The following is a 23,669-nucleotide window of genomic DNA, read 5'->3' on the forward strand; positions in this document are numbered from 1 at the left end:
CCGCATTTAGTTACTAATCACGTGAGTAAAAAAGGAATACACATGCAAGTTAAAACAATACAAGAGGTGTACGATTGGACGATACTTTTTCACACCCAAATGGCAGCAAACTTCCATAGTGTGAAAGACAATCTCGATGAACATAATCAAATGTTGGTTGAATATTACTTAGAGTATGAAAAAAAATTAGCCGAGGATCTGGTTGGTTTTAAAGCGATCACTGAAATTAATACACTCGATACATACTGTTATGAGTATTTCGCTAAAAATCCAGAGTTGCTAACATTTAACGATCTTGACCAAGATAAACAAGTGGATGAACACGTTATTCAGGCATATTTAACGGAGCAACACCAAGCGGTGATTGAGTTATATGAGTACTTATTGTCGCGAGCTAAAACCCAAAACGGTAAAGAAAAAATAGCGCAGTTACTAGAGCTTGAACAGCAAGGCATCAAACAAATGATGCAAAGCTCAAATCGACATATGGATATGTAAAAATGTACGGGTAGCACTGGCTACCCGTGTTATTTCAATCAGACAAAGTCGATTAAAAAACCCACCTTTTTCAAGTGCTTTTGCTCTTGCTGTAGGTCAGCTAAAAGCAAAGTTTGTTCGCTTAGCCACCCCACAGGGAATTGCAATAACATACTGTTTCCCTTTACAGTTACCGCCAGCTCTTGGTGTTGATCACTCAGGCGCTTTTGATTTAATAATACCGCTAACCTGAGTAATACAATGAGTTGCAAGATCTGGAAATGGGGTAACGAAAGAAGTTGGGGGAATGCTTCTAAGCGAATCTTTTTACGATAGAAACGTATCAAACAACTCAATAACGTTTGCTGTTGCTGTGTGAAGCCAGGCAACTGGCTGTTTTCAACAACATAGGCACTGTGCTTATGTAGGCCTGATGAGTTTATACTTAAGCCAATTTCATGTAATTGTGCAGCCCAAACCAGTAGTTGGTGGTTATCTAGCGAGTCCAATTGCCACTCTTTTTGTACTTGATTAAAAAGCCAATCAGCGGTGTTTGCAACTCGCCCAGCGTGTACTTTATCAATAGCATTTCTTTCACTTAAGTTAGCGATTGTATTAGTACGAATATCTTTAAGTGCCAACTTTTGCTGCATTTCATGAAGTAGTCCTTCACGCAATGAGAAGTCACTGTAATCCATTTCGTCGATACTAAATAACTTAAAAATAGCGATTAAAATAGCCAACCCGCCGCAAATGCTGACTTGCCGCTCAGGACTTAACCCCGTGATAAGTAAGTTATCAATTGTTTTAGCTGCGATAAACTGTGTTTTTAATTCAAGTAGACGCTCTAGAGTTATGGCTTTTTGTTGTGGATCATTTGCAATAATGATTGCAAGAATCGACTTAATTGTTCCTGAAGTACCGACCACAGCGTCCCAGCCGGAACTCATATAGCTGGCATAAATAACCTCAAGCTCTTGCTCTGCTCTAATTTGCGCTTTATTGAAGCGCTTTACATTAATAATCCCATCAGCAAAGAACTGTTTACTATAACTAACACACCCCATATTTCGGCTACTGAGCAATGAGTGTTTAAAATGTTTACCAATTATTAATTCTGTACTGCCACCACCAATATCGACAACTAAGCGATTTTCATCATGATGGATATAATGCGCCACACCTTGATAAATTAAACGAGCCTCTTCCTGGCCTGATATAACATCAATATGATAAGGAAAAACCTTACTTGCTTGTGTTAAAAACGCATTAATGTTCTTGGCGCGCCTTAAAGTATACGTTGCAGCTATTTTTACATTACTAGCAGGGAAGTCCTGTAATGTAGTGGCGAACTGTTTTAATACAGCTAATGCTCGCTCAGTTGCAGCTTGGCTAAGTTGGTACTTATCATCCAACCCATCAGCTAAATATACGCGTTGTTTCTCTTTATGAAGAACCTGCAAAGAGCCATCCACTTCTCTTGCTACCACTAAGTGAAAACTGTTTGAGCCTAAATCAACGGCAGCAATTGAAGGATAATTATTCATTATGGTAATTGTGTTCCCATTTTTTTAAGAGGTCGTGGATTGCTATTTGCGAGCGAATCTTTTTGCGATTACCGCGTTTAACATAGAGATTTTTTTGTTCACTATCAATAATACGTGCTTTTGTGCGGTCTTTAAATTGTAAGTCGATGATATCAATAATGAGCTGTTTCAGCTTTTCATCGTAAATGGGAACGCCCACTTCAACACGGTGATCTAAGTTACGTGTCATCCAATCTGCTGATGAGATATATACTTTTTCTTCGCCTTTAGTTCCAAATATCATGACTCGAGGGTGCTCTAAAAAGCGATCGACAATACTTATTACACGAATATTATCGCTAAAGTTTGCAATGCCGGGTACTAAAGAGCACATACCACGTACTATGATTTTAATCTTGACCCCTTTGCGCGCAGCGAAATATAAATTATCAATCAGTTCTTTATCAACAAGATTATTGACTTTAATAGCTATCTTGCCCGATTTACCGTTCTCGACGTTTGTTACTTCTTGTAAAATCAATTCATTAAGGACTATTCGCGCATTGACAGGCGAGATCATTAAGTGCTCAAAAACAAACGGTTTATAGCTGTTTTCTATAAATTTAAATACGCTGTCACTTTCATCACAAATGCCGCTATGCTTGGTAAATAAACTAAAGTCAGTGTAAATTTTAGCTGTTTTTTCGTGAAAATTGCCGGTGCCTATGTGTGCATACTTTACAATTTGGCCTTTTTCACGGCGGTGGATAATACATAGTTTACTGTGTACTTTTAATGCGGGGATGCCAAAAATAACTTTAATGCCTGCAGCGCTTAATACCTTTGCCCAATTAATGTTATTTTCTTCATCAAAGCGTGCTTTTAGTTCCACCATAACGGTGACTTTTTTGCCATTTTTTGCTGCATTAATTAGCGATGAAATTAACCGTGATTTACTGGCTACACGATAGATATTTACTTTTATTTGAGTCACTTTAGGGTCAAATGCAGCCTGACGTACATACTCAAGTAAGTGGTTAAAAGTGTGGTAAGGGTAGTATAGTAAAATATCCTGCTGAGTAATCGCGTCAAACACACTTGCGTGGGTATTAAATGAGCTGCTTTGTAAGACGGGTAAACTTTTATTCTCTAGGTATTGGCGTCCTATATTAGGGAAGCCGATAAAGTCTCTAAAGTTACGATAGCGTCCACCAGGTATAAGGGCATCATGATGGGTGACCCCTAAACGTTTTTTCATTACTTTAAGCATCGACTCAGGCATTACTTGATCGTATACCAGTCTAACGGGCTCGGCATAAATGCGCTGCTTTAAGCCTTTAGACATTTTATCAAGAATACCTTCTTCTAGCTCGTCATCTAAGTTGTACTCGGCGTCACGGGTGAGTTTGATTGAGTGGCCTTGTATTTCGTTAAAACTAAAAAAGTTACTAAACACATCATTAATAAAAAACAAAATTATATCATCGAGTAATACAATTGTTTTGTGACGACGCGTTTTCTCCGGAGGTAAAATTACAAACCGAGGGACTCTATCGGTTGGTACTTCGAGCATCGCATAATGGCTTTTATCACTGAGCATTTCGACAAAGATATAGGTCATTGTATCGTTGATATGATCAGAGTAATCTTTATTCTCATCCAGCATGATGGGAGAAATATGCTGAAGAACTTTGTCATGAAAAAAGGTTTTCAACCAATTGATATGAAAATCACTGAGAGTCTCTGGGCGATCAACATGGATGTTATGATCATTTAAGTCACAAAGGATTTGTAGGTGAATGGTATTAAATTTTTTAGTTAATTGCAGAACTTTTTGCTGAATCTCAGCAAGTAATATCTCGTCTTCATCAAAGTTAGTATCAGGTAATTTATTAAGTAGTATTCTGCGTTTTACATCAGCAACACGAACCCTAAAAAACTCATCTAAATTGTTAGAAAAGATCCCTAAAAAGCGCATGCGTTCTATAATGGGATTGTTTTCGTCAGCGGCTTCTTGTAACACTCGGTCATTAAACGACAGCCAACTTAACTCAGGTGCAAAATAGGTGATTGTTTGCGACACGTTTGAGCACGCATTCATGATTCATTCCTTAAATAACGTCTCCTTTAAAGGTAGTACAAAAAGATGACATTATCATGACAAACATGTCAATTACATTACATGTTTGTCATGGGAATTTGCATAGGTAGGGGGAGGTTTACGCTGACTCAATGTCAACGATCAAATCAGCTGTAATAGCCTCTAGCGCATTAACAACTTCATCTTTGTTCATGCCCTGTGGAAGTTCAATTGTTGCTACAGCGCTGAAAATAGGTACTCCCCAATTTGGCGCGCTTTGTTGTTTAGAGTTTAGGTGAGTAATGCTGGCACCTTTGTGTCTAATAACACTGGCAAGCTCTTGTACTATCCCTGGGCGATCATTACCTGTAATAACAAAGTTCAATGTTTCAGCGGGTGTATTTTCAACTGACTCGACACCGTTTTCAATTTTGACCTCTAAATCTGGCAACTCATCGAGTGCAACTTGTAACTCTTTAAGATGCTCCTCAGGTACTGTTACTTCTAAAATTCCTGCAAAATGTCCAGCTAAATGACTCAAGTTACTTGTTAACCAATTTCCATGATGACTTAAAATGGCAGACGAAATGTCTTCGACAAGGCCGGGGCGATCGTGCCCTAAAATAGTGATAACTAATTGCTTCATGAGTAGATTCCTAAAATTGCCGTTATAAAAATGCACGGGCATGAAAGAGTTGAATGATTATTATGTTTATAAAGCCAAGTTGAGTATTGACTCAGTTGGTTATTTTGTCCAACTTTTGTTGGGTTTGGTTCCAATTTGAGACAAAGAAAAAGTAGGCTGCTTGTACTTAAATTAGTTAACTCACTGTTTATTATGTAGTATTTTAAAAGTGAAATTTTCTCATCTTGATGGTGAGAGGCTAATTTATTGATAAATAATAACGTTTAATGCTATTGGTTATCGCTAGATAGCAAATTAACGCTATTATGACGTCTGTAACAATACTGTCATCTTGGTGAAATATAATAAGCCAACGTTAAGTTTTAAAGGTGTTTCGATGACTTCCAATCCGAATAAACCGTCTTTCAATACGGATAGAAGCCGTCTATTTAAAGACCGGTTTGCCCAATTTAGCATTACTGCTGGCGGTATAATGGTATTAATAGCGTTGCTGTTAATATTTTTCTATTTGCTATATGTAGTTCAACCTATTTTTGAATCTGCAAATGTGGAAACACGCGATAGCTTTGAATTGAATAATATTGAGCAGATTGCAGGCCTAGGTGTAGAGGAGCAAACAGAAGTTGCGTTTTTACTGACTAGAGCGGGCGCAGTTGATTTTTACAGTGTAGAAAAGCAAACATTTGGTAATAAACTCACAAGCCTCCCTGTCACACTCGACGCTAAAGTATCAAGCTTTGCTAAAAGCGCGCCTTTTCAGGGGCAGTACGCATATGGTTTGGAAAATGGTTCAGCGGTCATCGTTGTACCAAAATTTTTAGTTACTTTTCCAAACAACAAACGCAAATTAACGCCTCGTTTAGATTATCCACTGGGTGAAATGTCACTGGTTGTTGATGATCAAGGTGCTGCCATTTCTCAGTTTGCTTTTAGCCACTATGAAGAGAAAACGGCCATCGTTGCGCAAACCGTTGATAAACGTCTAATGTTTAGCAGCTTTGTTGCTGAAGAAAACATGTTCACGGGCGAAATTGAATGGCAAGTTGAACGCACAGAATTAGATGTTGATGGGCGTATTGATCAATTGCTCATGTCACCAGATACAACACGCACTTTTGTCCGCACGGCAAATCAAATCTATATCTATGATACGCGCTTTCCTAGCGACGTTGAACTGATTCAGGTTTTGGCTGCTAACGAAGAAAATGCTAATTTAGTTTCTGCAGAACTTCTGGCCGGTGCAAACTCATTGATGCTTGCTAATGACAACGGCGAAGTATCTCAGTGGTTTGAAGTCAACACGGATGACGGTCGTGAGTATCAAAAGATTCGTGCTTTTGAAACAACAAAACAAAACAAGCTAGACATCTTTACAGAGTTTTACCGCCGCACCTTCTTTACTACCAGTTCAAATGGTGAGTTAGGTTTGTACTACACCACCAGTGAAGCAAAACTTTGGCAAGGTAAAGTAAGCGATGGTGCGATTGAAAACTTTGCAATTGCGCCGCGTTCGAATGCGGCACTTATTTTAGCCGACAACAAGCTAACCGTTGTAGAAATCCATAACGAACACCCAGAGGTTACATGGTCAGCTTTATGGCAAGAGGTATGGTATGAAGGCTACCCTGAGCCTGGTTATATTTGGCAATCAACCTCTGCGAGCGATGACTTTGAATCGAAGTTTTCTTTAGTACCTATCTCATTCGGTACTATTAAAGCGGCAATGTATGCCATGTTATTTGCTGTGCCGATTGCATTGTCAGCGGCTATTTATACAGCATACTTTATGTCGAGTGAATTACGTAAGGTAGTTAAACCCACCGTCGAAATAATGGAAGCATTACCCACGGTAATTTTAGGTTTCTTAGCTGGGTTATGGCTTGCGCCATTAATCGAGGAGCATTTACCTGCCATTGTCGGTTTATTGATTATGTTACCGTTGGGTATTATTGCCACAGCTTTTGGCTGGACAAAGTTACCAGCCAGCATTCGTCACCGTATTCCTGAAGGGTCTCACTCAATTTTACTTATTCCTGTTGTGTTACTGATTGGTTGGTTAGCGTTTGCAATGAGTGGTGCAATTGAACTGTGGATGTTCGATGGCAATGTTCGTCAATATCTGACCAATGAATTAGGGATGACATTTGACCAACGTAACTCATTAGTTGTTGGCATTGCGATGGGCTTTGCTGTTATACCAACTATTTTCTCTATTGCTGAAGATGCGGTATTTAGTGTACCTAAGCACCTTTCGAATGGCTCTCTTGCCTTAGGAGCTACACAATGGCAGACACTGGTAAGCGTTGTGTTGTTAACTGCCAGCCCGGGTATTTTCTCTGCAGTAATGATGGGATTAGGCCGCGCAGTAGGTGAAACCATGATTGTACTTATGGCAACAGGTAACACACCTATTATGGATTGGAGTATCTTCCAAGGTATGCGTACGTTAGCGGCCAATATTGCAGTTGAAATGCCTGAGTCTGAAGTAGGGAGTTCACATTATAGAATCCTATTCTTGGCGGCATTTGTATTATTCATATTTACTTTTATTTTCAACACAGTGGCTGAGTTTGTTCGTCAGCAGCTGCGTGATAAATACAGCTCAATGTAATTGGAGAAACACGACATGGTAAAGCAGTGGTTTAAGTCAGGTTCTCCTTGGATATGGATGACAGGTGGTGCAGTAAGTATCAGCTTGATATCTGTTCTTGGATTATTAGCGATGATTGCATGGAAAGGGTTAAGCTTTTTCTGGCCTTCACAAGTAGTGCAATTTGAGCTAGATGGCTCAGTGACAAAACAAACCGTTATTGGTGAAGTATATGACCGAGAAATGGTGCCAAAATCACGCCTAGAAGCGATGGGCGTAGATTTATCAGGTTTTAACAAAGAAAACTTAGAACGTTTACTCATTAAAACGGGTAACCGTGAATACGTAGATTTAGATTTCCGTTGGGTACTTGAAACGGATATAAAATCAAAGACGACTCCTGCGGATCTTGCAGTATTTGAACGTAGTAAAAATGGTAATTTTTACGGCTATATTGAAACAGTGATAAAAGACGGGCAAGTCATTACTGACAATAAAAAACAAGTACTGGAAGAGCTGGTTGATCGTGCAGTGGACTTAAATGATCAAGCTGCAGATCTACAAGACGGTGACATCGGCCATATAAACTATGAGCTCGAACGTTTGCGTCTTCAGGAGAAGTCTTACTTATTAGACGATGCGTTGACTGATGAGCGAGTGGCAGAGCTTGCTCAGCAACGTGCAGCGCTTAGAGCTGATTACTTGGTGCTAGAAAAACAACTTTTTGCACTTCGTAACCAAGCAAAGCGCGATAAAGTAACCGTTAAAGATATGCGCGGTGAAAGTGTCACTATACCACTTTACCAAGTACTCGATTTTTGGTTACCAAACGATATGGGCTTTTTTGCAAAACTAGGCCACTACTTTGTACAGTTAGGTAAGTTTATTTCAGACGACCCACGTGAAGCTAATACCGAAGGGGGCGTTTTCCCTGCTATATTTGGTACGGTATTCATGGTAATGCTAATGGCAGTGATTGTGACTCCATTTGGTGTTGTTGCTGCAATTTACTTACATGAGTATGCTGCTAAGAATGCAGTGACAAAAATGATTCGTATCGCGGTGATCAACTTAGCGGGTGTACCCTCAATTGTATATGGTGTATTCGGCTTAGGCTTCTTCGTTTATGTGTTAGGCGGAAGCTTAGACCAACTATTTTACCCAGAAGCAGCGCCTAGCCCAGTGTTTGGTACACCGGGTGTGATGTGGTCAGCATTGACACTTGCGATTCTTACGTTGCCTGTTGTTATAGTTTCAACAGAAGAAGGTTTGTCAAGAATTCCAAGTACAGTGCGTCATGGTTCATTGGCACTTGGTGCTACTAAAGCTGAAACTTTGTGGCGTATTATTGTACCAATGGCAAGCCCAGCCATAATGACAGGTTTAATATTGGCTGTTGCTCGCGCAGCGGGTGAAGTTGCGCCATTAATGTTGGTGGGTGTAGTGAAAATGGCACCGACGCTACCGCTTGATGGTAACTTCCCGTATTTTCACTTAGATAGAAAGTTTATGCACTTAGGCTTCCATATATACGATGTTGGCTTTCAAAGCCCGAACGTTGAGGCGGCTCGTCCGCTGGTATATGCCACGGCATTCTTATTAGTATCAGTGATTATCACATTAAATATCACAGCAATCGGCATACGTAATCATTTACGTGAAAAATACAGATCGCTTGAGCATTAATTAGTAAAGGTAAAAAGACATGATTACAGTCGCTCCACAAGTAAACCAGTCAGGCACAGGCTTGAAGTTGGACTTAGAGAATTTAGGTAAAGAGCAAACAGCACTCGAGATCAAGGACTTGGATCTTTACTATGGTGATAAACAAGCATTAAGCTCGGTTAATATGAAGATCCCTAAGGGTCAAGTAACCGCATTTATCGGGCCGTCAGGTTGTGGTAAATCAACATTATTACGCTGTATTAACCGCATGAATGATTTAGTTGATATTTGCCGAATTGAAGGTGAAATATTGCTTCATGGTCAAAATATATATGATAAAAATGTTGATGTAGCTGCACTTCGTCGTAATGTTGGTATGGTGTTTCAGCGTCCAAATCCATTTCCAAAATCGATCTACGAAAATGTGGTTTATGGCCTACGCTTACAAGGTATTAAAGAAAAACGTAAGCTTGATGAAGTAGTTGAGCAGTCTTTACGTGGTGCTGCGTTGTGGGATGAAGTGAAAGATCGTTTACATGATAGTGCATTTGGTCTGTCAGGTGGTCAGCAACAGCGTTTAGTTATTGCACGTTCAATTGCAATTGAACCAGAAGTGTTGTTACTCGATGAACCGACATCCGCGCTTGATCCAATTTCCACTTTGGTTATTGAAGAGCTAATCAACGATTTAAAAAATAAGTTTACCGTTGTTATTGTTACACATAACATGCAACAAGCAGCGCGTGTATCAGATCAAACTGCATTTATGTACATGGGTGAGTTAATTGAGTATTCCGATACCAATACGCTATTTACCACGCCAAACAAAAAGAAAACTGAAGACTACATTACGGGTCGTTACGGTTAGAAGTTTGTTGTAGGTAATTTGCAGTAATAAACGAATTTGATAAGAAGGTAACTAATGGAACACAATATTAATAAGCATATTTCAGGTCGCTTTAACCAAGAACTTGAAAATGTCCGTAATCATGTTTTGAGCATGGGTGGTTTAGTTGAACAGCAATTAAACAGTGCGCTTGATGCAGTGAGTAATGGAGATGCAGACTTAGCTCGGAAAGTGCGTGAAAACGATTACAAAGTTAACGCCATGGAAGTTAATATTGACGAAGAATGCACCCGTATTATTGCGCGTCGTCAACCTGCTGCCAGTGATTTACGTTTAGTTATTGCAATAGCGAAGACAATTGCAGATTTAGAGCGAATTGGCGATGAAGCTGAGCGAATTGCAAAAGTTGCACTAGATTCATTTACCAAAGATCAGCAAGATTTATTAGTGAATATTGAGAATATGGGTCGCCAAGTATCTAAAATGTTGCACGATGTTTTGGATGCATTTGCCCGTATGGACGTCCAAAGAGCCTTTGAAGTACATAAAGAAGATGCCAAAGTTGACCGCGAATATGAAGCTATCACACGTCAAATAATGACGTATATGATGGAAGATCCTCGCTCCATCCCAAAAATTATGGATTTGGTGTGGTCTGTTCGTTCATTAGAACGTATCGGTGATCGCTGTCAAAATATTGCGGAATATATTATCTACTTTGTTAATGGCAAAGATATTCGCCATACATCTCAAGAAGATATTGAAAAGTCACTATAGCTTTATCTTCTCATTACCATGCCAAAAAGCGACCTTGTGTCGCTTTTTATTCTTTTACTTTAGTAAATATTGCACGCAGAATGGCGCTAAATAATAAAAAGCGTTCACAATCGTTGTGAATGCTGTAAAATTCGTGCTGCAAAGCATACTAATTTGATTTAAGGGTCAGTTATGCCTACAAACGCATTTTTAGGGGTATTCGCAAAATCTCCTATCAAGCCAATGGAAGATCACATCAAGAAGGTACATCAAGCAAGTAAAGCGTTGATCCCTTTTTTCCACCACGTTTTTAAAGAAGAGTGGGCTCAAGCAGAAGAAATTCGCTTAGACATTCGTAATTTAGAGCGTGAAGCCGACGACATGAAAAGAAATATACGTTTACAACTACCGCGTGGTTTATTTATGCCGGTAGAGCGTACAGATCTGCTTGAGCTCGTCACCCAGCAGGATAAAATTGCTAATAAAGCTAAAGACATTGCTGGTCGTGTAATTGGTCGTGAAATGACCATACCAAAAGAAATTCAAACTGATTTCTTAGCCTATGTAACTCGTTGTGTTGATGCGACTAAACAAGCATCAAAAGCAATCAATGAATTAGATGAGCTATTAGAAACAGGCTTCAAAGGTCGCGAAGTGACCTTGGTTGAAAAAATGCTCGTTGAATTGGATGCAATAGAACAAGACACGGATGATATGCAAATCAAAATACGTCGCCAGTTGCGCGTCGTAGAAGATAAACTTAATCCAGTCGATGTGATGTTTTTATATAAGATCATCGAATGGGTCGGCGAACTTGCTGATATAGCAGAACGCGTAGGTTCACGTCTTGAGCTGATGTTAGCTCGTTAATTTACACTCAGTTCAATAACGAAAGATTAAGGTTACACAATGGATATCATTGCATCTTATGGCACGGTATTAATTTTAATTGCCGCTGCTGTCGGTTTTTTTATGGCTTATGGTATTGGTGCGAATGACGTCGCCAATGCGATGGGGACATCAGTTGGTTCAAAAGCACTTACAATCAAACAAGCAATTTTAATTGCTATGGTGTTTGAATTTGCGGGTGCTTATCTGGCCGGTGGCGAGGTAACATCAACAATTCGTAAAGGTATTATCGATTCAACACCATTTATGGATATCCCTGAATTGATGGTGCTGGGTATGATTTCAGCGCTTTTTGCAGCAGGTAGTTGGTTACTCATTGCCTCGTTCTTAGGTTGGCCTGTTTCAACAACTCACTCAATCATCGGTGCTATCATTGGTTTCGCCCTTGTAGCAGTAGGTAGTGAAGCTATTCAATGGGGTAAAGTTGCAGGTATTGTAGGTAGTTGGATTGTAACACCTGCTATTTCAGGCTTTATTGCATACTTAATATTTATGAGTGCGCAAAAGTTGATTTTCGATACCGAATCTCCACTTAAAAATGCTAAACGCTTTGTACCAATTTATATGGGCCTGGCTGGTTTTATTATGTCTTTGGTTACTATTAAAAAAGGTCTAAAGCATATAGGTGTGAATCTAGGCGCTGTTGAAGGTTATGCCTTAGCCATCGCCATTGCAGTAGTAGTAGGTTTACTGGGTAAAGTTGCTATTTCTCGCTTGAAGATAGACCCGCAAGCGGATAAAAAAATGCAGTTCAACAATGTTGAAAAAGTGTTTGCAATCTTAATGGTATTAACTGCTTGTTGTATGGCATTTGCCCATGGTTCAAACGATGTTGCTAATGCGATTGGTCCATTAGCTGCAGTTGTAAATATAGTTGAAAACAATGGTGAAATTGCTAAGAAAGCTGCACTTGCGTGGTGGATATTACCACTAGGTGGTATCGGTATTGTTGCAGGTCTTGCTATTTTAGGTAAGAAAGTAATCAAAACAATTGGTGAAGGTATTACACATTTAACACCTAGCCGTGGTTTTGCTGCTGAACTTGCCGCAGCATCTACCGTTGTTATTGCATCGGGTACTGGGTTACCTATCTCTACCACACAAACCCTTGTTGGTGCGGTGTTAGGTGTAGGTATGGCTCGTGGTATCGCTGCACTAAACATGGGTGTAGTCAGAAACATTGTGGTTTCTTGGGTAATAACATTGCCAGTAGGCGCAGGTCTTGCTATTGTTATTTTCTACATATTAAGAACTGCGTTCGGAGTCTAATTCCCGTAGCTTTTAAGTAGCACAGACTTTTAGCTTGAAAAGATCTCAATGCCCTAGGTATTGGGGTCTTTTTATTTGTAGGTAACAAAAGTAATGACTAATCTACCCAGTATTAAGCAGTTGCAGTATCTATTAGCTGTGCATCAGCATCAACACTTTGGCCGCGCAGCCAGTGCCTGTTTTATCGGTCAATCGACATTGAGCAGCGCAATTCAAACACTTGAGGAAACCTTAGGCTGTCAGCTTATTGAGCGTGAGAATCGTAGTTTAATGTTTACTGCTGTTGGCGAAGAGGTTGTTGAACGTGCTCGAAAAATTATCGACGATACCATGAGTGTTAAAGAGTTAACTAAAAGTCACCTTAATCCACTGAGTGGTAAGTTGACTCTTGGTGTTATACCAACAATTGCAAGCTTTATCGCCGCGCCTCTTTATCATTTTTGTCAGCAACAATTTAGCGAGTTAGAACTTGTGCTTGTAGAAGACACCAGCGACAACTTACTTGATAAGTTAGAGCATGGGCACATTGATTTAGCACTATTAGCATTACCTTATGAGACTGATAAATTTCATACTCAGGTACTTGCGCAAGATCATTTTAGTTTAGTGCATCATGAAGATTATAAGCCCGCTGCAGGTATAGAAGACTTTAATTTATTGCCTGATGCAAGTGTCTTCTTACTAGAACGGGAGCACTGTATGACAGGCCATGCGCTGAGTGCTTGCCACTTAAATCGTTCAAGCTGCATTAATCCGTTTGAAGCGGCCAGCTTACACACTTTGCTTAGTATGGTCGAATATCAGCTTGGCGTGACCTTCTTGCCGCAAATGGCTATCAATGCCGGAATTTTAGCAAACAAGAACATGCTCGCGACCCCCTCAAAGGGTGATGCTTATCGTGATATAGGTATCTTATGGCGTAAAACGACCGGGCGAATTGGTGACTTTAGGCTCTTTAGCCAAGCGCTCAAAGAGTTTTTAGCGAAACAATGTCAAGTTTGATTTATTAAACAACAAGTTATGAAAAAGGCGCAATTTAATTGCGCTTTTTTTGTGGATCTTCAAACTATTCCTCTCATGTCCTCGACTAACATAATAAGTAAATAAACTAAAAACTGAGAATTGTGTTTTTCCAATCAGAAGAAACCTTAATCAAAAAAGCGCAGCAGGGTAATAAGCGAGCGTGGATCAAGCTCGTGAAGCAGCATGAGGGCTCCGTTTATAATTATTGTTTGCGTATGTTAAGCAATCCTGATGATGCAATGGATCTGATGCAGGAAGTATTTATTTCTGTATATAAAAGTTTGCACAACTTTCGTGGTGACGCCAGTTTCAATACGTGGGTCTTTCAAATAGTACATCGTCGCGGGGTTGAATTTTATCGCCGCCGGCATGTTTATCAGCCGCTCGATGATACCCTTGAGCAGACTTGTAAACACGGTGAGCTTGAGCAAAACCAAATCGTGGAATTAGAGCATAATCAGCTCAAGGTAATGATGAATAACTTACCTTGGGAGCAACGTTTGGTGGTGGAGTTAAAGTTTTTTCAGCATTGTACGTTTGATGAAATTGCATTGCAGTTGGACATATCAACCAATACAGCTAAATCACGTTTGTACAGTGCATTGGGTAAATTAAAAGTTCATTTGGAGGCTGTTGATGGCTAATTTAGACACACTTTTTGAGCAATGGTTAGAAGGCAAGCCAATTACAGATGAGGCGCTCGAGCAATTAAAAGCGAGCGCGCAATACAGTGCAATGCTAGCACAAGCACAGCGCTGGCAAGCGCAAAGCAGTGACTATAAACAGCAACCTGTGCCTGATTGGAATCGGTCATCTACTTTAGGGATAAAAGCAAGGTACAACAACCAAAGCAATAGTGCTACATGGGCCGTTGCAGCCTCTATTATAGTTTGCGCTCTGGTGTATTTAGTGCCACATAAAAATGATCAACATGAGTTGTCGGCGCAACTGCTAAAGCAAACAACTTTGTTGCAATCCCAGCAAAAGCAAATAGATCAACTACAAAATATTATTTCGGCACAAAATGAACTGCAACAACAGCATATGTATCAATTAACTAAAAAAGCCATAGCGACTGGACGGGTCGAGCGCCAAGAAGACATTAATAGTCTAATTAGTTATATAAGAACGCAACGAGCGCAAGATCACGCTTATCTACGGATGCAGTTAAATGATATAGCCGAACAAGTTCAAGCGCAGCCCATGGCTGCAATCGCAAAAAATTAGGAGTAAATTATGAAAAAAATGATGATGTGTAGTGTTATTGCTATTGTAACTGGGTGTGCAAGTGTTCAATCGCAAGCGCAAGCACCTGAACAATTAAGTGCAATTGCCCGTGAAGTTAGCATAATGGAAAATATACTTAGCACGGCGTTAAAGCAAGACACGGATAAAAAAGTGCGCGCCATAAACGCAAATTACTTCGCTAAACAAGGCATAGTGTTTGAATTAGATATTAGAGGGGCAAATCGCTGGCATGCTATTTTTAGCGGGGCACCTGATGCACCATTACCTCCTATGCCTGACATTGATTTTTCAGATGTACACATTGAATTTATCAGTGATCAGGTGGAAATCATTAGTGAACAGGCAGTGGAGTCTTCACGAGAAGCGTATCAACATGCAATGGAAGTAATGCGTGATGGAGCAGAAAAAGTGCGCGACATCGCTGAGAAAGAGCGAGATGTGAGCCGCGAGTTGCGAGACTTAGAACGTGAAAGACGTGATTTAGAATTCGCGACACGTCATGATAATAGCGCTGAAGAAAAAGAGTTAGCAGCGCGTAAAAAAAGCGTAGAAAAAGAGATTAAAGCACTTGAAAAACAACAAACCAAGCTGACTAAGGAACAAAAAAAAGCACGCCAAGAAATTACTGCTAGACAAGCGCAACGTGAGAAACAAAAAGCCGCAGAGCAAAAGCAGTTACTCGAAAAAATTAACCAAAGTATTAGTTTAACGCTTTGTGATTATGGTAGTGGGCTGCGTAGCTTACCAAATAATGAGCATGTTAGTTTTGTGTTAGGTGGCTTGGGGCAAAACAATAAAAGTTTAATTAAGGTATTTAATAAAAGCGATATCAAAAAATGTGTGATTGGTGAAACTAAGGCCAGTGATTTGGCACTCAAAGCCGTTAGTTACCAATTTTAGTAAATATTTAGAATGAAAAGCAGTCATTTATAATGGCTGCTTTTCATTGTGTCATTCAAATTCAAATTGTTTATTGAGGTGGGTAATATCAGGCAGAAACAACAAATAAACCCAGACAACTAAATTAAAATACGGCACTAGGCCTAAGCAGGCAAACGTAGTTTTAGGGTAACCTTTTCTAGTGGCATATTTATAGCATTGGTACGCTATACCCAAGTTCACTATTAGTATTAACACGATCAATTGCACCATAACCTAGCTCCTTAATCGACAAAACCACCAAAAACAGCATGTTATTTTATAATGGTACGTTCTTGTCAATCTATGATGTCTTGTTTATTTTTGTCTATCTGTTTATAAGCAAGACATTTAACAACGTCGAGTAAAAGTATAGAAGAGTTACGGCTAGATGAAAGTATAAAATTGGTTAAAAATGTATAAATTTGTAATGCTCAAGCTAGGTTATTGTTCGTAAAAAGTTTTATTTTTAGATATTTTTTCGAGCTCATCGGCTATTTTTTCTACAGGTTGAGGCCGTGCTATAAAGTAACCTTGCCCATAATCAACACCTATTTCTTTTAATGCTAGGAAAATATCTTTATTTTCAACGTACTCAGCTACAGAGCGCTTATCTAAGGAACGGCTAATATCATTAATGGCTTTAACCAAGGCTAAATCAATCGGATCATTAAGCATATCTCTTACAAATGAACCATCAATTTTGACATGTTGAGCAGGTAATTGCTTGAGGTAATTGAACGTGCTGAATCCTGTGCCAAAATCGTCAATAGAGAAGTGGCAACCAAGGCGGTTGAGCTTTTCAATCATCGCACGAGTTGCCGTTAAGTTATTTATACTTGCTGACTCGGTGATTTCGAAGATCACCCGTGTCGGTGGCAAATTATAGTCTTTTAGAGTTGACTCAATATGAGGTAACAGGCGTTCATCTAAGAATGATTGCGCAGATAAGTTAATAGCTACTTGGCTGAGCTCTGGATGCTTGGCAATCGCAGCTATCGCATTACGAATAACGCACTGGTCCATCAGGTAGGTATCATTGAGAAGTTCAAGCGATGGTATAAACTGATTTGGATAAACCAATTCATCGCCTAACTTTAAGCGTAAGAGAGCTTCAAAGTACGCTACTTCGCCTCTTTTAAAGTCCCAAATAGGCTGATAATGCAATTCTATCTGATCTTGCTGTAAAGCTTGGCGTATGCTGTGTCCCCACTCAAGACCCGCTTGCAAGGTGTTGTGGTTTGCATCATCTTTTGAATAACAATGAACTAAATTTCTACCTAAACTTTTTGCAACATAAAGTGCAATATCTGCTTGTTTTAAACATTCACTCGGGTCGTTATTTGCCGCTGTTATTTGCGTTAAACCAATGGAACAACTGATTGAGTATACTTGTTCTTCAGACTTAAACTGATGCCCATCAATCGCCATACAAATGCTTTCAGCAACTAAGTGTGCATCTAATAGATTCATATTCTTTAAAATAACAGCAAACTCATCACCACCAATTCTACAAATCAAGTGTTCATCACTGATATTTGCTGTGAATAGCTGGGCAACTTCCTTGAGTACGATGTCACCTTGCTGATGGCCTTTGCTGTCGTTAATTATTTTAAAATGATCTAAATCTATGTAAATAAGTGCATGTTCACTTTGAGCAAATGTATATTCAGGCTGACAAATAAGGTTGAGCTGTTGATCAAAGTAATAACGGTTGTGTAGGCCTGTTAATGTATCATGAAGAGCCAAATGGCGTAGCTGTAGTTCCGCTTGTTTTCGTTCATGGATGTTGTCTATTGTGGCGGTTATACTGGCGGCATTACTGCTATTTTTAATAAGCTGTAGACGGCATTCAACCCAAATAGCACGCCTTTCTTTATGCTGGATCTGAATTTCTACTTTTTGCTGCTCTTTGCCCCCATTTAGAATATTACTTATGGTGGCGAGTAATTTTACTTTACACTCTTCTTCACAAAAGTCAGTTAATGACTTAGTTAAGGTGTGTTTAATACCAAAGCCAGATAGAGATTCCCATGCGGGATTAATAAACCGAATAAGACCTTGTTGATCAAATTCAAGCACAACCGTATTCAAATGTAACAATATGCGCTGATGGGCCGAAAAAAGTTCTTTGTAGCGACTTTGGCTTTGACTCAATTGCTCCACTTTTTGGGCAAACTCAGCATAACTCACCATAAAATCTTCGCGACGCGCGGCATGGTCACATACTTTGCTTAAAAACGTAGGCTCGTATGGCGTACGAATAAAGTCAGTAACCCCCGACAGCAGCAGTTGTTCAGCGTAATCAGCATCGCGCGTATCTATTATTGTTACTATGGCTTGTTTGGGATTATGTTGTAGCATTTCTTCAACAAGTTTACTTGCCGCCACGGCATTTGCTGAGGTGGCATCCAACAACACAATAGAAAAAGTTTGCTGTAGATATATTGCCAAAGCTTGTTTATTTGTTTTTGTGCGGGTGCAGGCAAAATTAAGCGCCAATGTTTGCTCAATTTCATCCGCTTTTTTATCGTCAAGTTCAATAAGTAAAAGATTTAAGCGGCTACTTTTTTCTAAATGCGTTGATAATACATTGGCAAGTACTTGAGGCAACATATCTTGACGTTCAAACGGTAATACCGCATCAATGCCATAACTGCGCGCTGTTGTTTCAGCGATTCTTTCACAATAAATAGGGGGGGTTAGTACAATAGGTGTGTTTTTTGGCGTTTTTAATAGCCCTGAGCGAATCATTCGAGAGAAGCGCCAGCCGTCAATTTTACCGACATCTAAGCCGGTAATAATAATATCAACAGCCTGGTTTTTCAGAAGGTCGAGTGCCTGCTGAGTGTCATCGACCTCAATGAAAGTAAACACATTAAGTTTGCTTAGAGTCGACCTAATAGTCTGCCGTTCAGCCATACTGGCATTTAAAATCAGCAATTGGAGCTGCTTAGCCATGACATCACTACCTCTTATTCAACCTATGTTAATTCAGTAGATTAGGATAATGCCATTTGTCCTTAACCACAAGAAAACATTCTTGGGTTTTTAAACTTAGTTGAGCAATGCGTTTGATAGGGTTAAACTTGGCGCGAATTTTTTGATCTGGATGTATATGTTATGCGCGTAGCAGACTTTAGTTTTGACCTACCTGATGAGCTTATTGCTCGTTTTCCAAAAGAAGACAGAACAAGTAGCCGTTTACTAACTTTAGATGGCCCAACAGGGGCATTAGAGCACAAAGTATTTAGTGATATTTTAGAATTAGTGAATGAAAACGATTTACTGGTATTTAACAATACTAAAGTTATTCCTGCTCGTATGTATGGGCAAAAAGAATCAGGCGGTAAAGTTGAAGTACTTGTTGAGCGGGTATTAGACGAGCACAGAGTGCTGGCTCATGTGCGTGCAAGTAAATCGCCTAAAGAAGGCTCAGTTATTACTTTAGAAGGTAAGGCAAAAGCAACCATGGTAGGTCGCCATGCAGAACTGTTTGAGCTTAAATTTACCGGCAGCGAAAATGTACTCGAGATCCTTAATGATATTGGTCACATGCCATTACCGCCTTACATTGACCGCCCTGATACAGAGGATGATCGTAAGCGTTATCAAACTGTCTATGGTGAAAAACCCGGCGCAGTAGCAGCGCCAACAGCGGGTCTACATTTTGACGATAAGCTTATGGCAGCGTTAAAAGATAAAGGGGTTAACATGGCCTTTGTCACGTTACACGTAGGGGCAGGGACTTTTCAGCCAGTTCGCGTTGATTCGGTTGATGACCACATAATGCACTCAGAATATATTGAAGTGCCTGATGATGTTGTTACTGCAGTTGCTAAAACTAAAGCAAACGGTGGGCGTGTTATCGCGGTAGGCACCACGTCTGTTCGTTCGCTTGAGTCAGCGGCTAAAATTCATGGCGGTAAGCTTGATACTTACTTTGGTGATACAGATATCTTTATTTATCCGGGATATCAATTTAACGTAGTCGATGCCATGGTCACTAATTTTCATTTATCTGAATCGACTTTGATTATGTTAGTGAGCGCTTTTTCAGGGCAAGACAATATTATGTCAGCATATCAAACAGCGATAGAACAAAAGTACCGTTTTTTTAGTTACGGTGATGCGATGTTTTTAACCCGTAAATAAGGGTTAATTAAATGTGTTTAAAGCCCAGCCGAGTGTTGGGCTTTTTGATTTGAGTAATCGCTCTTTTAATTCTCACTTTTAGCCCAATTAATAGTATTGCGCTAACAAAAAGGTTAGAATCGAACGGTTAAATTATAGCTTGTTGGACTGTTTTTCTGACATTGAGGATGATATGAAATTTGAATTAGACCGTACTGACGGTAAAGCGCGCCGCGGCCGCTTGATTTTTGACCGAGGTGTTGTAGAAACACCTGCATTTATGCCTGTTGGTACTTACGGTACTGTTAAAGGCATGACCCCAGATGAAGTAAAAGATACCGGCGCACAAATTTGCTTAGGGAACACCTTTCACCTAATGCTTCGCCCTGGCACTGAAATCATCAAACAACATGGTGATTTACATGATTTTATGAACTGGGATCGTCCTATCCTAACCGATTCAGGTGGCTTCCAAGTTTTTAGCCTTGGTGCAATGCGTAAGATCTCTGAAGAAGGTGTTTTGTTCAGCTCGCCAGTCAATGGTGAAAAAATAATGCTTTCGCCAGAAAAAGCAATGCAAGTACAGCGTGATTTAGGTTCAGATATTGTAATGATATTTGACGAATGTACGCCGTACCCAGCGACTGAAAAAGAAGCAAAAGATTCAATGGAATTATCACTTCGTTGGGCTAAGCGTTCGAAGGAAGGTCATGGTGATAACCCGTCTGCTTTATTTGGTATTATTCAAGGTGGTATGTACCCTGAGCTTCGCGCGCAGTCGCAAAAAGGCCTTGAAGAAATTGGCTTTGATGGCTACGCATTAGGTGGTTTATCAGTAGGTGAGCCAAAAAATGAAATGATCAACATTCTTGATCATTGCGCTTACAAAATGCCTGAAAAAAAACCGCGTTACTTAATGGGCGTAGGTAAACCAGAAGACTTAGTCGAAGCGGTACGCCGTGGTATTGATATGTTTGACTGTGTTATGCCAACGCGAAATGCACGTAATGGTCACTTATTTGTGACTGGCGGCATTGTTAAAATCCGTAACGCAGTGCATAAAACAGATACCGGTCCGTTGGATCCTGAGTGTGATTGCCACACATGTAAAAATTATTCGCGTGCATACTTACATCACCTTGATAAGTGTAACGAAATTTTAGGTGCGCGACTAAACACAATTCATAACTTACGTTACTATCAGCGTGTTATGGAAGGCCTACGCAATGCGATTAGCGAAGGTAAGCTTGATGAGTTTGTAAACGATTTTTATGCGCGCCGAGGCCAAGAAGTGCCAGAGCTTGCTAATACAGAAAACTAAGAAATCAAATTTTATAAAAATTAAAGAGGAAGTGTTATGAGTTTATTTATTTCAAACGCCCACGCAAGTGCGGCAGGTGCAGCGCCAGCTGGCGGTGGTTACGAAATGCTGATCATGTTAGCTATTTTTGGTTTAGTGTTTTACTTTTTGATTTACCGTCCACAAGCAAAGCGCGTTAAAGAGCATAAAAGCTTAATGAATGCGATGGCAAAGGGTGACGAAGTACTTACCCAAGGTGGTTTAGTGGGTAAAATTGCTAAAATCGCAGAAGATAAAGATTTCATCGTTATTTCATTAAACGATCAAGCTGAAGTGACTGTGCAAAAATCAGCAGTTTCTGCAGTGCTGCCTAAAGGCACAATGAAGTCGCTATAAATATAATAATAAGGACAGACTCGTGTTAAACAAGTTTCCATTATGGAAGTATTTACTTGTTATCGCTGTGTTAGCAATGGGCCTTTTATATGCTTCACCAAACCTGTATGGTCGCGATCCGGCAATACAGGTTTCTGGCGCAAAAGGTGTAGATGTTGAACTCAGTGTATTAGATACAGTAAATGGCATCCTCAAAGATAATAATGTAACGGTGAAATCTACAAAACTTGAAAATGGACAAATTTTAGTTCGTTTCAAAAACGTAGAAGAACAATTAAAAGCGCAAGATTTATTGCGTAACTCACTAAGCGAAGATTACATTTCAGCCATTAATATGGCCCCGGCGCAACCTCATTGGTTAAAAACCCTTGGTGGTAACCCAATGAAGTTGGGCTTGGATTTAAGTGGCGGTGTTCACTTTACGATGGAAATCGACATGGTGACAGCTGTTGATAACGCGCTGGAACAAATGGAGCAAGACTATAAGAGTGACCTACGTGGTGAAAAGCTTCGTTATCGCTCCATCCGCCGAGTAGCAAACAGTGAACGTATGCGTGTTGAAATGCGTAGCGAAGAAGATAAAGATGCAGCTGAGCGCTTCTTACAAACTCGCTACCCACTTCATACCTTCATCGATGATAGCTCAAATGATAACGCGTTTTATGCCAACCTGAGTGATTTAAAGCTAAAAGAAATTCGTGACTATGCTATCAAGCAAAACGAAACAATTATTCGTAACCGTATCAACCAAATAGGTGTTGCAGAGCCTAACGTACAGCGTCAAGGTGCTGAGCGCATTATTGTACAGTTACCAGGTGTTCAAGATACCGCACGTGCGAAAGAAATTCTTGGTGCAACAGCAACGCTTGAGTTTCGTGAAGTAGACGAGAACGCAGACGTATCAGCGGCAGCGCAAGGGCGTATTCCGCCAGGCACAGAAATGATCATGAGCCGTGATGGTTACCCTGTGGTGCTTAAAAAGCGCATCATTCTTGAAGGTAGCCACATCACAGGTGCACAATCAGGTGCTGATGAATATCAACGACCACAAGTAAGTATTACCCTTGATAGCAAAGGTGGCGCTAAAATGAATGCGTTTACCAAGCGTGCAATTGGTAAGCGTATGGCTACGGTATTTATTGAATACAAGCCATCAGGTAAAAAAGATGCCAACGGTAAAGCACTTCCGCCGATTAAAGTGGAAGAGGTTATCAACGTTGCGACAATTCAGGCGCGTTTAGACCGTTCATTCCGTATCACCGGTATTGATAACCCTGCAGAAGCGCATAACTTAAGCTTACTACTTCGTGCTGGTGCACTTGTAGCACCAATTCAAATCGTAGAAGAGCGTACTGTAGGACCAAGCTTAGGCCAAGAAAATATTGAAGCGGGTATGACTGCCGTTGCACTAGGTTTCTTGTTTGTTCTAGTGTTTATGCTGATCTATTACAAAGGCTTTGGTTTAGTTGCGAATATTGCATTGGCGGCTAACCTAGTGTTGATAATTGGCGTTATGTCACTTATTCCTGGCGCAACGTTAACACTGCCTGGTATTGCAGGTATTGTACTAACAGTTGGTATGGCGGTTGATGCCAATGTACTAATATTTGAGCGTATTCGTGAAGAGCTGGCTGATGGCCGTAGCCCTCAACAAGCCGTTCATCATGGTTATGACAGTGCATTTAGTACAATCTTTGATGCGAATATCACGACCTTAATCGCAGCGATTATCTTATTTGCTGTGGGTACCGGTCCAATTGCAGGCTTTGCCGTAACATTAGCGATTGGTATTTTGACTTCAATGTTTACAGCGATTGTTGGTACACGTGCCGTTATCAACTTATTTATCGGTGGTAAACGTGTCGATAAGCTGTCAATTTAAGGA

At 40.1% G+C, this 23,669-nt stretch carries 20 protein-coding genes; 15 read left to right on the forward strand and 5 right to left on the reverse strand.

Annotated features, from left to right (window positions below; translation table 11 throughout):
• The first annotated feature begins 42 nt into the window (after window positions 1-42).
• Window positions 43-498, forward strand: coding sequence for a hypothetical protein (locus ACFI4Z_RS15915; protein WP_462671432.1), 456 nt, complete (start codon window positions 43-45; stop codon window positions 496-498).
• A 38-nt stretch (window positions 499-536) separates the two neighbouring features.
• On the opposite strand, the gene ACFI4Z_RS15920 is transcribed toward ACFI4Z_RS15915, so the two are convergent.
• The 3 genes from ACFI4Z_RS15920 to ACFI4Z_RS15930 form a co-directional block, all read right to left on the reverse strand.
• The gene (locus tag ACFI4Z_RS15920) at window positions 537-2,024 is read right to left on the reverse strand and encodes a Ppx/GppA phosphatase family protein (RefSeq protein ID WP_462671433.1); all 1,488 of its coding nucleotides are present in this window, start codon (window positions 2,022-2,024) and stop codon (window positions 537-539) included.
• Window positions 2,017-4,104, reverse strand: a complete 2,088-nt coding sequence (gene ppk1 / locus ACFI4Z_RS15925) for a polyphosphate kinase 1 (protein WP_462671434.1) — start codon at window positions 4,102-4,104, stop codon at window positions 2,017-2,019. Before ppk1 ends, ACFI4Z_RS15920 begins: the two co-directional genes overlap by 8 nt.
• A gap of 118 nt (window positions 4,105-4,222) precedes the next feature.
• The gene (locus ACFI4Z_RS15930) at window positions 4,223-4,729 is read right to left on the reverse strand and encodes a glycine cleavage system transcriptional repressor (RefSeq protein ID WP_462671435.1); all 507 of its coding nucleotides are present in this window, start codon (window positions 4,727-4,729) and stop codon (window positions 4,223-4,225) included.
• A gap of 376 nt (window positions 4,730-5,105) precedes the next feature.
• Here ACFI4Z_RS15930 and ACFI4Z_RS15935 point away from each other — a divergent pair, with 376 nt between their 5' ends.
• The 10 genes from ACFI4Z_RS15935 to ACFI4Z_RS15980 all read left to right on the forward strand — a co-directional run bounded on the left by ACFI4Z_RS15935 (window position 5,106) and on the right by ACFI4Z_RS15980 (window position 15,936).
• Window positions 5,106-7,340 (forward strand): ABC transporter permease subunit, encoded by a 2,235-nt coding sequence (locus ACFI4Z_RS15935; protein WP_462671436.1) that lies wholly within the window; start codon window positions 5,106-5,108, stop codon window positions 7,338-7,340.
• Window positions 7,341-7,355: 15 nt separating this feature from the next.
• Complete coding sequence (pstA, locus tag ACFI4Z_RS15940; RefSeq protein WP_462671437.1) at window positions 7,356-9,005, forward strand: phosphate ABC transporter permease PstA; 1,650 nt, start codon at window positions 7,356-7,358, stop codon at window positions 9,003-9,005.
• Between the two features lie 19 nt (window positions 9,006-9,024).
• Window positions 9,025-9,852, forward strand: a complete 828-nt coding sequence (gene pstB, locus ACFI4Z_RS15945; protein WP_462671438.1) for a phosphate ABC transporter ATP-binding protein PstB — start codon at window positions 9,025-9,027, stop codon at window positions 9,850-9,852.
• 54 nt (window positions 9,853-9,906) lie between these two features.
• Window positions 9,907-10,608 carry a phosphate signaling complex protein PhoU gene (gene phoU, locus ACFI4Z_RS15950; protein WP_462671439.1) on the forward strand — a complete coding sequence of 234 codons (702 nt, stop codon included), beginning with the start codon at window positions 9,907-9,909 and terminating at the stop codon, window positions 10,606-10,608.
• A gap of 171 nt (window positions 10,609-10,779) precedes the next feature.
• Window positions 10,780-11,457, forward strand: coding sequence for a TIGR00153 family protein (locus tag ACFI4Z_RS15955; protein WP_099296847.1), 678 nt, complete (start codon window positions 10,780-10,782; stop codon window positions 11,455-11,457).
• Between the two features lie 39 nt (window positions 11,458-11,496).
• On the forward strand, window positions 11,497-12,765 hold the full coding sequence (locus ACFI4Z_RS15960; RefSeq protein WP_099296846.1) for an inorganic phosphate transporter: 1,269 nt from the start codon (window positions 11,497-11,499) through the stop codon (window positions 12,763-12,765).
• 93 nt (window positions 12,766-12,858) lie between these two features.
• Window positions 12,859-13,767, forward strand: a complete 909-nt coding sequence (locus ACFI4Z_RS15965; protein ID WP_462671440.1) for a hydrogen peroxide-inducible genes activator — start codon at window positions 12,859-12,861, stop codon at window positions 13,765-13,767.
• 122 nt (window positions 13,768-13,889) lie between these two features.
• Complete coding sequence (locus tag ACFI4Z_RS15970) at window positions 13,890-14,432, forward strand: RNA polymerase sigma factor (RefSeq protein WP_462671441.1); 543 nt, start codon at window positions 13,890-13,892, stop codon at window positions 14,430-14,432.
• On the forward strand, window positions 14,425-15,015 hold the full coding sequence (locus ACFI4Z_RS15975; protein WP_462671442.1) for a hypothetical protein: 591 nt from the start codon (window positions 14,425-14,427) through the stop codon (window positions 15,013-15,015). The genes ACFI4Z_RS15970 and ACFI4Z_RS15975 overlap by 8 nt, the downstream gene beginning before the upstream one ends.
• Window positions 15,016-15,024: 9 nt before the next feature.
• On the forward strand, window positions 15,025-15,936 hold the full coding sequence (locus ACFI4Z_RS15980) for a hypothetical protein (RefSeq protein WP_462671443.1): 912 nt from the start codon (window positions 15,025-15,027) through the stop codon (window positions 15,934-15,936).
• Between the two features lie 51 nt (window positions 15,937-15,987).
• On the opposite strand, the gene ACFI4Z_RS15985 is transcribed toward ACFI4Z_RS15980, so the two are convergent.
• Window positions 15,988-16,188: a hypothetical protein gene (locus tag ACFI4Z_RS15985; RefSeq protein ID WP_462671444.1), complete on the reverse strand. Its 201-nt coding sequence runs from the start codon at window positions 16,186-16,188 to the stop codon at window positions 15,988-15,990.
• A 210-nt stretch (window positions 16,189-16,398) separates the two neighbouring features.
• Entirely contained in the window at window positions 16,399-18,915 is a 2,517-nt protein-coding gene (locus tag ACFI4Z_RS15990; protein ID WP_462671445.1) for a two-component system response regulator, read from the reverse strand.
• 162 nt (window positions 18,916-19,077) lie between these two features.
• Between ACFI4Z_RS15990 and queA the strand changes: the two genes are divergently transcribed.
• The 4 genes from queA to secD all read left to right on the forward strand — a co-directional run bounded on the left by queA (window position 19,078) and on the right by secD (window position 23,666).
• Window positions 19,078-20,109, forward strand: a complete 1,032-nt coding sequence (gene queA, locus ACFI4Z_RS15995) for a tRNA preQ1(34) S-adenosylmethionine ribosyltransferase-isomerase QueA (protein WP_462671446.1) — start codon at window positions 19,078-19,080, stop codon at window positions 20,107-20,109.
• A 172-nt stretch (window positions 20,110-20,281) separates the two neighbouring features.
• Window positions 20,282-21,409, forward strand: coding sequence for a tRNA guanosine(34) transglycosylase Tgt (gene tgt / locus ACFI4Z_RS16000; RefSeq protein WP_462671447.1), 1,128 nt, complete (start codon window positions 20,282-20,284; stop codon window positions 21,407-21,409).
• A 36-nt stretch (window positions 21,410-21,445) separates the two neighbouring features.
• Window positions 21,446-21,784, forward strand: a complete 339-nt coding sequence (gene yajC / locus ACFI4Z_RS16005; protein ID WP_099296837.1) for a preprotein translocase subunit YajC — start codon at window positions 21,446-21,448, stop codon at window positions 21,782-21,784.
• 22 nt (window positions 21,785-21,806) lie between these two features.
• Window positions 21,807-23,666 (forward strand): protein translocase subunit SecD, encoded by a 1,860-nt coding sequence (gene secD, locus ACFI4Z_RS16010; protein WP_462671448.1) that lies wholly within the window; start codon window positions 21,807-21,809, stop codon window positions 23,664-23,666.
• Window positions 23,667-23,669: the final 3 nt, after the last annotated feature.

The organism is Pseudoalteromonas sp. RWi3 (assembly GCF_054960735.1).

Bases quoted from the DNA above. Each gene is read 5' to 3' on its own strand.
- ACFI4Z_RS15915 (WP_462671432.1), top strand. From the start codon at position 43: ATGCAAGTTAAAACAATACAAGAGGTGTACGATTGGACGATACTTTTT.
- ACFI4Z_RS15920 (WP_462671433.1), bottom strand. From the start codon at position 2,024: ATGAATAATTATCCTTCAATTGCTGCCGTTGATTTAGGCTCAAACAGT.
- ppk1 (WP_462671434.1), bottom strand. From the start codon at position 4,104: ATGAATGCGTGCTCAAACGTGTCGCAAACAATCACCTATTTTGCACCT.
- ACFI4Z_RS15930 (WP_462671435.1), bottom strand. From the start codon at position 4,729: ATGAAGCAATTAGTTATCACTATTTTAGGGCACGATCGCCCCGGCCTT.
- ACFI4Z_RS15935 (WP_462671436.1), top strand. From the start codon at position 5,106: ATGACTTCCAATCCGAATAAACCGTCTTTCAATACGGATAGAAGCCGT.
- pstA (WP_462671437.1), top strand. From the start codon at position 7,356: ATGGTAAAGCAGTGGTTTAAGTCAGGTTCTCCTTGGATATGGATGACA.
- pstB (WP_462671438.1), top strand. From the start codon at position 9,025: ATGATTACAGTCGCTCCACAAGTAAACCAGTCAGGCACAGGCTTGAAG.
- phoU (WP_462671439.1), top strand. From the start codon at position 9,907: ATGGAACACAATATTAATAAGCATATTTCAGGTCGCTTTAACCAAGAA.
- ACFI4Z_RS15955 (WP_099296847.1), top strand. From the start codon at position 10,780: ATGCCTACAAACGCATTTTTAGGGGTATTCGCAAAATCTCCTATCAAG.
- ACFI4Z_RS15960 (WP_099296846.1), top strand. From the start codon at position 11,497: ATGGATATCATTGCATCTTATGGCACGGTATTAATTTTAATTGCCGCT.
- ACFI4Z_RS15965 (WP_462671440.1), top strand. From the start codon at position 12,859: ATGACTAATCTACCCAGTATTAAGCAGTTGCAGTATCTATTAGCTGTG.
- ACFI4Z_RS15975 (WP_462671442.1), top strand. From the start codon at position 14,425: ATGGCTAATTTAGACACACTTTTTGAGCAATGGTTAGAAGGCAAGCCA.
- ACFI4Z_RS15980 (WP_462671443.1), top strand. From the start codon at position 15,025: ATGAAAAAAATGATGATGTGTAGTGTTATTGCTATTGTAACTGGGTGT.
- ACFI4Z_RS15985 (WP_462671444.1), bottom strand. From the start codon at position 16,188: ATGGTGCAATTGATCGTGTTAATACTAATAGTGAACTTGGGTATAGCG.
- ACFI4Z_RS15990 (WP_462671445.1), bottom strand. From the start codon at position 18,915: ATGGCTAAGCAGCTCCAATTGCTGATTTTAAATGCCAGTATGGCTGAA.
- queA (WP_462671446.1), top strand. From the start codon at position 19,078: ATGCGCGTAGCAGACTTTAGTTTTGACCTACCTGATGAGCTTATTGCT.
- tgt (WP_462671447.1), top strand. From the start codon at position 20,282: ATGAAATTTGAATTAGACCGTACTGACGGTAAAGCGCGCCGCGGCCGC.
- yajC (WP_099296837.1), top strand. From the start codon at position 21,446: ATGAGTTTATTTATTTCAAACGCCCACGCAAGTGCGGCAGGTGCAGCG.